Origin of the sequence: Sporosarcina pasadenensis (assembly GCF_047228845.1) — a bacterium.
Classification (GTDB): Bacteria; Bacillota; Bacilli; order Bacillales_A; family Planococcaceae; genus Sporosarcina.
The window spans coordinates 231,490-241,860 of record NZ_JBFEGM010000005.1 but is presented as its reverse complement, the minus strand read 5'-3'; the positions used below and the strand labels follow the sequence as shown (position 1 = coordinate 241,860).

The 10,371-nt window shown below is 43.4% G+C and carries 9 protein-coding genes and 2 pseudogenes; 6 read left to right on the top strand and 5 right to left on the bottom strand.

What is annotated here, in order from left to right:
* Positions 1–306 (top strand): hypothetical protein (locus AB1K89_RS09395; RefSeq protein WP_413054513.1); only part of this gene is annotated, 306 nt, incomplete at its 5' end.
* A gap of 140 nt (positions 307–446) precedes the next feature.
* On the opposite strand, the gene AB1K89_RS09390 is transcribed toward AB1K89_RS09395, so the two are convergent.
* The 3 genes and pseudogenes from AB1K89_RS09390 to istA form a co-directional block, all read right to left on the bottom strand.
* Entirely contained in the window at positions 447–662 is a 216-nt protein-coding gene (locus AB1K89_RS09390; protein ID WP_413054520.1) for an S-layer homology domain-containing protein, read from the bottom strand.
* Between the two features lie 91 nt (positions 663–753).
* Positions 754–1,320 (bottom strand): annotated as a pseudogene (locus AB1K89_RS09385) (ATP-binding protein); the annotation flags it as partial.
* Positions 1,317–2,839: pseudogene (istA, locus tag AB1K89_RS09380) on the bottom strand (IS21 family transposase). The pseudogenes AB1K89_RS09385 and istA, both read right to left, overlap by 4 nt.
* A 959-nt stretch (positions 2,840–3,798) precedes the next feature.
* On the opposite strand from istA, the gene AB1K89_RS09375 reads away from it, so the two are divergent.
* Entirely contained in the window at positions 3,799–4,761 is a 963-nt protein-coding gene (locus AB1K89_RS09375; RefSeq protein ID WP_413054511.1) for a DUF2599 domain-containing protein, read from the top strand.
* A 475-nt stretch (positions 4,762–5,236) separates the two neighbouring features.
* A complete protein-coding gene (locus tag AB1K89_RS09370) occupies positions 5,237–5,977 on the top strand; it encodes a hypothetical protein (protein WP_413054510.1) in 741 nt (246 codons plus the stop codon).
* Between the two features lie 49 nt (positions 5,978–6,026).
* On the opposite strand, the gene AB1K89_RS09365 is transcribed toward AB1K89_RS09370, so the two are convergent.
* Both AB1K89_RS09365 and AB1K89_RS09360 read right to left on the bottom strand, forming a co-directional pair.
* The gene (locus tag AB1K89_RS09365; RefSeq protein WP_413054509.1) at positions 6,027–6,497 is read right to left on the bottom strand and encodes a VanZ family protein; all 471 of its coding nucleotides are present in this window, start codon (positions 6,495–6,497) and stop codon (positions 6,027–6,029) included.
* Between the two features lie 169 nt (positions 6,498–6,666).
* Positions 6,667–7,740, bottom strand: coding sequence for an S-layer homology domain-containing protein (locus AB1K89_RS09360; protein WP_413054508.1), 1,074 nt, complete (start codon positions 7,738–7,740; stop codon positions 6,667–6,669).
* 302 nt (positions 7,741–8,042) lie between these two features.
* Between AB1K89_RS09360 and AB1K89_RS09355 the strand changes: the two genes are divergently transcribed.
* From AB1K89_RS09355 to AB1K89_RS09345, 3 genes are read left to right on the top strand one after another with little or no spacing between them, the layout of a single operon-like run.
* Positions 8,043–8,771: a YveK family protein gene (locus AB1K89_RS09355; protein ID WP_413054507.1), complete on the top strand. Its 729-nt coding sequence runs from the start codon at positions 8,043–8,045 to the stop codon at positions 8,769–8,771.
* A 5-nt stretch (positions 8,772–8,776) separates the two neighbouring features.
* Positions 8,777–9,481, top strand: a complete 705-nt coding sequence (locus tag AB1K89_RS09350; protein WP_413054506.1) for a CpsD/CapB family tyrosine-protein kinase — start codon at positions 8,777–8,779, stop codon at positions 9,479–9,481.
* A gap of 52 nt (positions 9,482–9,533) precedes the next feature.
* Positions 9,534–10,301, top strand: coding sequence for a tyrosine-protein phosphatase (locus AB1K89_RS09345; RefSeq protein ID WP_413054505.1), 768 nt, complete (start codon positions 9,534–9,536; stop codon positions 10,299–10,301).
* Positions 10,302–10,371 lie beyond the last annotated feature (70 nt).

Sequence of the window (10,371 nt, the reverse complement as noted above, 5' to 3'; positions counted from 1 at the left end):
CAACTAATAGATGACTTGAAAGCAAAAGGTATGACTAATGAAGCTATAGTATTAGAAGGAACTACTTATACTACAGTTTTAACTACTGTAAATGAGATGATTGATGGTAAGAAATCTTTATCGGAATTAGCAGGACAACTGTTAGAAAAGAGAGAAGCAACTCCGGAAAAAGCATTCTTTGGAACGGAGAACATAGTAAATGCTATTCAAGGGATTTTTAATTCAAAGGGTGAAACTCTAGCCTTATCATCGCTAAGTAAGGGTGTTAACTTTACTATTAATAATGGTATCATGGAGTTAATCTAAAACTAAGATAGTTAATACATTGACGATAACTATCTATTCCATTCGTGAAATATCGATCATTTAACAATTCAACCATATATATTATAATCAAAGACTTACCCAGCTCTAATTCCTTTTGAGGGATTAGGGCTATTTTTATTTTAGGAATGAGAGAACAGTTTCGAATCGAAATGTTGCCTATTTCTTGGATGATTCACTGTATGGATGAATAAACTCAAGAAGAATATTACTTTCCTTGATAGCTTTTTCAGAGCGGACGACGAATGAAGCAATTTTGCTCGTGTGACGTTTGAATTCGGTTCGAAAGTAGTTGCCGTCTTGCCTTTCGTCAATTTATTTTCAACGAGTGTACGGATATGGTCGGCTTACCATGCAAAATTGTTGAAGTCTGTGAATGGGTTGTCCGTTGATGATTCCAATGGAAGTTTATAGCTCAAGTAGAGAATCTATGAAGTTTGTACGCGAGTCACACAAATTAATAACTTGGAATAGGAGCTCCGCTCCTTGCTTATGCAGCGGTACGTAACCGAGTTCATCCAAGATCAATAAATCCAAGCTTTCGATCTGCTTGTAAAGCTTACCGAGCGTCCCTTTCTCATTGGCCTCCAGTAGTTTATTCACAAGTTGGGCAACGGTATAGAAACGAACTTTTCTCCGCTCGCCTTGGATTGCGTTCCATCCCGTCAGGGAGGCCGAAAGTGTCTTTCCAACACCCACTCCACCATAAAGAATCAAATTCTCTTTCCTTCCTATAAAATGCCCCTTTATTATATCTTCCTTTGAGATATCACCGTTCATATGAATGCCATTCCAGTCAAACTGTCTGCCGGATATGTCTGGCAACGAAGATTGGGAGATCAACTGATTCAATTTCCGCTTTTCCCGTTGCTGAATTTCCATTTCAAATAGCTTCAATAAATATTCTTCGTTGGATGCTGCCTTCACTTCATGGTAATGCTCACGAATCCAGCTCAGTTTCAAGCGTTTTGCGTGTTCTTCAATAAGCCCTCTCACGCCTGTTCATCTCCTGGCAGCGTCATGAGCTTGTTATAATGTGATAAGCCACGGGCCATTCCCTGGGGGGTAACCGGAATCTTCTTCGCCAGCCCTGGCAAGGAAAGCGTATCCCGTATACCCCGTCCGTTCATTAACTGATAGTAGACATGCTTGATAGATTCGGCTGACGGATGACCGTGTTCAGAAGCAATTGCCAAAGCCTGAGTCGGCAGCGAGAAGTCCTGCCCTTTCAAAATAACGGATAATAATCCCAAGGCATTCCGCTTCTCCTCCAATGTACAAGCCTCAAAGTAGTCTTTCCACTCCTCGGGCAGCTGATCGTAGAACGAACTGTATTTCATTGCCGTTGGCCGTTTGGCCATCAATGTCAGATACGGTTGCCAATCCATCCATTTCTTTTCATCTCTGTATATCCTTGGATGCGTGACAAGGATTTCGTTATCTGTGTTTAGGATGGTCACTGTATCAAAAGCGATTTTGACTGTGACTGCTTGTCCCGCAAAACGCGGGGATGTGGAATACTGTTTTTGATCGACTCGGATAAAACCGTACTTGTCGGCCTTCGCGTACTCAAACCGGACACATTCATAGGCCTTGCCCGGCAGTTGAAGCAGACATGCCTTGTCTGCCAAATGAAGTTCGGCAATTGGCAACTCCCTCTCATAGTGAGGGCGATTTCTATTTTCCACACTCCAAGTCAGCGCCTGCTCGTTTAGGATTGCCAGGTCATCATATTGGATGGCAGGCAACAGGTAGTTGTTGCGTATGTATTTGACTATCGATTCGACATGTCCCTTTTCATTCCCACTGCCCGGATTACAGAATTCATAACGGAAACCATAATGAGCTACGAAACGCTCAAACTCACCCGTGGGCTCCCTTTCTCCATTCGGCAGAACCTTCTTCACTGCTGGTGCCAGATTATCGAAGCGGATGGTATGTGGAACACCCCCTAGGGAATTGAACATGTTCGCCAGCCCTTGCAGGAAGCACTCACGATTTTGGGACGGGAATACTTGGAATAGAAAAGCGTTGCTGTAGGGGAATGAAAGCACTAGATAATGCCGGATGACCTCTTTTCCTTTATATAGGAATGGTGCTTCGCCAAAATCCACTTGTGCCGTACCCGCTTTTGCCTCCAGTGGCAAGGCTGCATCCCCATTCTCCTCCATCAGCTCCTTTCTACGTTTCGCTACGTAATCACGGACCGATCGGTCCGAACCCTTAAACTCGTACTCTTCTTTCAACAGGTCATAGATACGTTGAGCAGTTCGTCGAAACTTCTTCTTCTTTTTCGCGTCTTCCATCAGCCATTGATCAATGATAGGTTTTAATGGATCCATGACGGGTGCTTTTCTAGTTTGTCTCACTCTTTGATCAGGGTTGAAATCCTCCATATCAGAGTATTTTTTACGGTTCTCCAGTCTCTTCCCATTTGTTTGGCTACTGAAGAATAAGTGCGTCCTTTTGTGTTGGTTTCATATCTGATATAATTAATTACAGCCATTGCTAACATCTCCTATATACCTCCCATGAACGTTATGCCCAACAGGAGTGTATGTATTTTATGAGATGTTGGCCAGTGGCTTTTTTATATACATAGATTAGCTGCCGTTTTCTACATTTCTATCGTGCCATAAACAGCCAGCATTCGCGAGTGCTGCGACATAGCCCAAGTACCATTGGTTTTCATTAATATCTTTGAAACCCGTCTGTTACATTTGTCGTATTTTTTCAAAGGGACATCGCAAGTATTTTAGAAGCGTGCGCGCGTCCATTTTTCGTCCGGGCGTAACGTTCCATCCTCAATTCTAGTGTAGGCACCTACACAATTATATTGAAACCATTGACACGATGATTTGGATATTCCTCCAATACAATATCATCAAGGTTCTTTGAATAACCAATGGAAAATGGAAGATTTTAATTACAACTTTGTTGATCCATATGGTTTCCAGTTTGATTTTATTTAATTGATGGTAATCTTGTTATCTACCATGGAGACAGATTTTCATACGATTATTTCAAAGCAAACGTCACATATTAACAATTGACCTCTGCAAAATAATTGCAGAGGTTTTTTTAATAGATTAATCGAACGGGAATAATGTCATGATAGTTTATAGTCTTTGGACATATGTTATTGACATAACTATATAACTTTCGTATTATTAAAATAGAATTTAATTTACATTGACACGAGGGAGAACCATGCGTGGATGCCCGTTTCGGGTGTTTATTGCGAGATTCTCTTTTTGTTGTAAAGGAGGAGTGCAGCGAGCCCTAATCGAAATACACATAGCCATTACGGTGAGTGTAGGAGTAGAGATCGGCAGTTCTAAAGACCTGACATTATTAAAGAAGCAGACATAGCGATGTATAGAGTCAAGGATAGATGAAAGAACCGAGTTGTATTTGCCGGAAAGGCACCGGATGTGTCGACAGACAAAGAAACTATAATTAGGAGAGAGAAAGATGATTAAAGCTAGGGGTATTTGGGTGATGTTGTTGACGGCATTGCTTGGAACTACAATAAGTACATCAGTTAGTGCAGATAGTAAGGGGTTCAAGGATGTTGGAGGGTTGACGGAAAAAGTGAGAGAGCAGATAAAGGTATTGGAGGATAAGGGGATTATTAAGGGTTATTCCGATGGGACATTCAGACCGTACGATAAAATCAACAGGGGTCAACTTGCTACATATTTGGCAAGGGCGTTAGATTTGCAAATGCCTAAAAAGCTGCCACGGTTCAAGGATGTCACAGTGAAAACAACGACGTACGATGGAGTGGTGAAAGCGTACGGGGCGGGGCTAATGGGAGAATATAAAGAAGGACAATTCTTGCCAGGGGGATCTGTATCAAGAAGGAATTTGGCGATGGCGTTGAATGATTCATTGCAGATGAAAGAAAGATATCCGCAAGGGGCTAACGTTACATACAAAGATATCGGGACGTTAAGTAAACAGGAGAAGGCGGCAGTACAAAGGTTGTCGCAGTACGAAATCATAAAACCTGCGGCGGGAGGTTTCTTTAAGCCGAATAATGATGTCGATAGGTTGACTGTGGCAGTTGCATTGTACGGATTAATGGAGACCCGTGGGATGCTAAAGGATTTCAACGATTATACTTTCGATGATTACTTTAGCAAGGTGGAATGGATAGATAGAAAAGGAATTAAGTCTGTTAGTATCTACCCGAAAGAAACCCTGACGGAATGGAGTAGTCAAGAAGTAAGGGATAAGCATTCGAAGAGGTCATTCGAGTTGTTGGCTGCGGAATTTGGAAAGGACACTAAGTGGAAGAATGCAGAGTCGCTGTACGTACAGTATAAATGTCATGAAGTGTTTGCTGGAAGCCGAAAGGTGCCGTGGAACATCGAGCCTCATCGTTCGGAAACGGACTATAAAGCCACAGTAAGAAAGTCATGTAACCCATGAATAGAGTGATACAAATTTTAAAGCAGAAGCGGGTACTCCGCCAAATCAAAAGGGAGATTCGTCAGGAGACGTTAGTGATTACACGTAAGGCAGGAATCAAGAAGAACAGCGATCAGTATTTCCTTGTCCAAAAGGACATAATTAACGGAAAGCCACATTTTATGGGAGATTCTTATAAGATTCCGGATATAGAGTAACGTTTGTTCAAAGATGAAATTGTGATAATCGAAGTATACAGCTATGGTAAAAGTAGGGGAGATTGACTACACATATTTTCACATCGCAAAGCATGCAATTGAAACGAGAGTGAGAAGAATAAGGTAATTAGTCATAATCAATTTTCCCAATAGAACATAATATGGTTACTTACGTTATTTCAATAAATGGAAATTTCCCTGCTGTTCCGAGCTTTTACTACCTACCTCTATCAATTAATGATAAACTGCTAGTATCATAAAAAGGGCAGGTGGTATGTATGAAGAAAAAGTGGAAAATTACGATAGCAATCGTATTGGCGCTCGTTTTGGGTGCGGGGGCTTATTTAGCGTACATATTCAAGTTCAAGGAATATGATGTGGCGGATGATGAGGTTGAGGGAATTATTGCGAATCCGTACGAGGTTGAGCTTCCGGATGGGTCGAAGCTGGTCATAGGTGAGGATGGCGATGACTCCGGTGTGGAGGAAGGCGTTGAACAAGATAAAGGCGACGCTAGTGAAGATGCTGTGGCGGAAGCAGAGGAATCGGATCAAACTTCTTCTACGGGCAATAAAACAGCGGGTGTGACACCACCAAAAACCGAATCGAAAGGAACGTCTGCGGTTCAAAATAAGCAGTCAGCGAGCACAACAAAAACGAAGAAAAAACTGACCGTTGCCGAGGTGAAAGGGAAGTATGAGCCCGTTTTCAGGCAGATTGAAGGACAAGCCGATGATAAGATCAATGCTTTGATCGGCCGTGCGAAAAAGGAGTACATCGACAAGAAGGCCGATGGCGAAAAAATCAGCTACGCTTATTTTTATAATAAGTATATGAATGCCGCGAACAGTTTGGAAGCAAAAACGGATGCTACATTTTACGGTGTCATCAAGGCGCTTGAATCCGAACTGACTGCAAACGGCTATAATAAATCGTACGCTAAAAGTTTTATCGATGAATATGAAACAATGAAAAAAACACGTCGCGATGGCATTATAAAGAAAGCCATGGGACGATGATAATACAATGAAAACCGCGTAAGTCCTTATCTGTGGACTTGTGCGGTTTTCATTTTCGCTTCCGTTTGGCAAGCCCAAGCTGAATCAGCCGAAGCGTTAGTAAAAAGGTGACAGCACCCGCCATGTCCAATAGTACATCATTCGAAGTAGCTGTCCGCCCACCTGTGAACGACTGATGATATTCATCACCGATTGCAAAAGCGAGCGTGATGAGAAGCGCGACAATTGTTCGATAGCGGATTTTCGGTAGAATGCTATAAACGACAATCGCCAGCAGCCCGAAAATGAAAACATGGGCTCCCTTTCGAATCAGGAACTCGACGAAAGCATAATATCCTCGCTCCTCAACTGATACGATATTCCCCCAATAAGGGATTTCCAGTTTTTCCAGCTGGCTCTCCAATGGCTTGCTTGGCAGCCGTTCCTCCAAAGTCGGAATGAGTGACTGCTGCTCATATGTCTGGCCAGATGAAAAAAACAATACACCGACAATGACGAGTAAAAATAGTAGTCTTCTCATGAAGTGACCGTATCATATTTGGGCAAACAATGTCCAGAATACCGTGACATTTCCCCTAGGTATATATACTACAATATACAACGCCTTTTACTCGCAACCTTCCACGTTCCTTCCAAAAAATAAAACCTCCTTGGCAGTACATATTGCCAAGGAGGTAAGTAACTCTTTATTATTCACCCATAAATACATGTAGATTCACATTGAAGTATTCCCAGAATTCGACGCCTTCACTGTGGCCGAATAGCGTGACTTTAATGTTATCCGCCACCAAGTCTCCGTTCGATGTATCGCTCGGTGCTTCAAGCATATCAACCATTGCATCTTGGAGTTGCTGTTTGGCGACTTCGCGGTTTTCGACGACATTGATAAGGTCACCGTCCCCGATACGGATATCAGAAACACCGAGGGCAGGGAGCTTGTCTGAGAAGAAGCCTAGTCCTTGGATTGCTTTAACTCCCTCTTCTAGACTGTATGCAGTCATTGTCAATGTATCGGTTGTCGGATCATAAGCGGCTTGTGCAACTTTTTCGCCGTCCGCATTTTCGATGACGTTGTTTTCATTGACGATGGCGCGGATTTGCGCTTTTGTTTCATTGACGATCTTCGCTACTTTCTCGAAGTTTTCAGATCGTACGACAAACGAAGCCATATGTGCACGTGTGACGTTTGCATTCGGTTCGAACGTTGTCGCTGTTTTGCCTTTTGTCACTTTGTTTTCAACGAGCGTGCGTACATGGTCGACGTACCAAGCGGAATTGCGGACGTCCGTGAACGGGTTATCCGCTTGCGCTTTTGGAAGTTTATAGCTCAAGTCGAGGATTTTTGCCGTTTGTGCTCGTGTCATCGGCGCGTTCGGTCGGAATGTACCGTCCTCGAACCCGGAGAGGTATCCTGCATTTGCGAGCGCTGCGACATAGCCGTAGTACCATTGGTTTTCATTAATATCTTTGAAGCCTGGATCTTTTACATTTGTCGTATCCAATCCAAGGGACATCGCGAGAATCTTTGAAGCATGAGCGCGAGTCAATTTTTCGTCAGGACGGAATGTGCCGTCTTCATAACCTTGAAGAATCCCTCTTTCTGCCAAGTCCATGATGGAGGCATGGTGATCCAAATCTGTCGGTACATCTTTGAAAGAAATGGTTGCCGCATCTGCTGAAGCAGGGGCTGCTACGACGACTGCACCAGCTGCGAGCGATAGGGATAATGCCGATAGGAAAGACTTTCTTGCTGAATTTTTCATTTGTTTCCCTCCAATTTTGTTGACGAAATTATTGGTAAAAATGAAATTCTCAATAACTATATCATAAAGGGTTGATAGATTGGTAACAAAAACTATTAATTTTTGTTTAATTTATTTATCGGTTTTATGACCTACTACTTTTCTCAGGCATTACAGTTTTAGTGTATGAGGCATAACTCCTCCATAATAAGTCTAACGATTCAAATATATCATTCTAGTGCCAAATCGTGAGAGTTCAATTTACACACTATGCTATAATGGGCTCGTTTAGAACAGATAGCGATAAAGGGGATACAGACCATATGGAAGAAACAATTAGTCTTCAGGATCTGTTCAAGACGCTGAAGAAGAGAGCTATCCTCATTTTGCTGACGATGTTGCTGGCAATCACGGTGGCGGGTGTCATCAGTTTCCTGCTAATGACGCCGATCTACCAGGCATCGACGCAAATCCTCGTCAATCAGCAGAAGGTGGAGCAAAACCAATTTAACGCACAGGATATTCAAGCGAATCTTCAGCTGATCAATACATATAACGTCATTATTAAAAGTCCGGCGATCTTGTCGAAAGTGATTGAGAACTTGGATATAAACACCACACCTGCTGCTTTGAATGGAAAAATTACGGTGAGTAGTGAACAAAATTCGCAAGTCGTCAATGTGAGCGTGCAGGATCCGGAACCGTATATGGCGGTCGACATCGCCAATACGACTGCTGAAGTGTTCCAAGAAGAAATCCAGAAGCTCATGAATGTTGATAATGTCAATATCCTATCGCCTGCGGTGCTATCGGAAAACCCAAGACCCATAAAGCCCGACCCATACCTTAATATGGCGATTGCGGCAGTCATCGGTCTCATGCTCGGTGTCGGAATCGCATTCCTACTCGAATATTTGGATACGACGGTGAAGACGGAGCAAGATATCGAGGAATTGTTGGAACTGCCAATTTTAGGCCTCGTCAGTCCAATTACAGATAATGACATGTCTAAAGCGAAGGAAGCATTTCAACGGAAAAGAAGGAAGAGGTGACAGTTATGTTCAAAACAAAACAGCGACCAATGCAAACCGTTGCAAGAAAGCTTGTGACGAACGATAGTCCGAAATCGATCGTTTCGGAGCAATTCCGCACGGTCCGAACGAACATCAACTTCTCGACGCCTGACAAGGAATTGAATACACTGCTGTTCACCTCTTCCTCTCCGGGAGAGGGCAAATCGACGAGCGCTGCGAACGTGGCGATCGTCTTTGCTCAAGAAGGGAAAAAAGTGCTATTGGTCGATGCCGACATGCGGAAACCGACGATGCATTACACATTTCATACGACGAACACGACGGGGCTGTCTAATTTGCTAACGAAGCAATGGTCGCTTCAAGAAGTTACGAAAGTCACAGATATCGAAGACCTACATTTGATCACTTGCGGTCCAATTCCGCCCAATCCTGCTGAGCTCATCGGCTCGAACTCGATGGATGCGCTCATTCGCGAGCTGACGTCACAATATGATCTTGTCATTTTTGATGCGCCGCCACTCCTATCAGTTGCTGACGCCCAAATCCTTTCGAATAAATGCGACGGGACTATCCTTGTCGTTAATTCTGGTGTGACGGAAAAGGAAAGCGCACGTAAGGCGAAAGAATTACTTGTGTCTGCAAAAGCGAATATATTAGGGACTCTCCTGAACAATTTCGTGCTTGAGAAGGACCATTATTACTATCAATATTATGGAACTGGAGAGTAAGAGGGCTCGTCTGCCCTTATACTCTCTTTTCTATTAAAGGAGCACGGAACGAATGATAGATATGCATACCCATCTCCTGTTCGGCGTTGACGACGGACCTGTAACAATCGAAGAAACACTTGCATTGGTCAAAAAGGCACAAGTTGAAGGGATCACCGATATGATTTGCACATCGCATACCTGCCATCCGCAATATGATGTACATCGCAGTGAAGTGCTGAGCCAGACAACACTGCTGAAAGACGTCATCAGGGAAGCAGGACTTGATGTGCAGCTCCACCCGGGCCAGGAGATCCGGCTGACGGAAAACATCATCGAAAGATTGGACAACAATGAGCTATTGACGCTCGCAAATTCCAGGTACCTTTTATTGGAACTGCCCTCACAGACGGTTCCCGCCTACACGGTGAACGTTATCCAAGCAATGCTCGAAAGGGAGGTCATCCCGATCATTGCACATCCCGAACGAAATCGTGCAATCGCTGAAAAGCCCGAGCGGCTCGAACGGCTCGTCCGGCACGGTGCTTTGGCTCAAATTACGTCAGGCAGCCTATCCGGCCATTTCGGAAAAAACATTCAAAGGCTGTCACTGCAGCTTGTCGAGGCAAATCTCGTCCACACATATGGCTCGGACGTCCATAACTTGAAAACGAGACCATTCCATTTCGGAAAAGGGCTTGACGTCCTAGATAGAAAAAAGCTGCATGCAAGCGCAGATCTATTGCTCATGAACAATGAACGTATCTTAAGGAATGAAACGTTATTCCTTTTGGAACCGGAACTGATGAAACCGAGGAAGCTGTTGGGCTTCATCGGTTAAATTAAAGTTTCAGTCTACTAATCTAATTACCTAGCATAAATAAATTGAATTTCAAAAATCCCGTATACAG

Coding starts and splice junctions, on each gene's coding strand:
- AB1K89_RS09355 (WP_413054507.1), top strand. CDS start 8,043: ATGGAAGAAACAATTAGTCTTCAGGATCTGTTCAAGACGCTGAAGAAG.
- AB1K89_RS09345 (WP_413054505.1), top strand. CDS start 9,534: ATGATAGATATGCATACCCATCTCCTGTTCGGCGTTGACGACGGACCT.
- AB1K89_RS09350 (WP_413054506.1), top strand. CDS start 8,777: ATGTTCAAAACAAAACAGCGACCAATGCAAACCGTTGCAAGAAAGCTT.
- AB1K89_RS09375 (WP_413054511.1), top strand. CDS start 3,799: ATGATTAAAGCTAGGGGTATTTGGGTGATGTTGTTGACGGCATTGCTT.
- AB1K89_RS09370 (WP_413054510.1), top strand. CDS start 5,237: ATGAAGAAAAAGTGGAAAATTACGATAGCAATCGTATTGGCGCTCGTT.
- AB1K89_RS09360 (WP_413054508.1), bottom strand. CDS start 7,740: ATGAAAAATTCAGCAAGAAAGTCTTTCCTATCGGCATTATCCCTATCG.
- AB1K89_RS09365 (WP_413054509.1), bottom strand. CDS start 6,497: ATGAGAAGACTACTATTTTTACTCGTCATTGTCGGTGTATTGTTTTTT.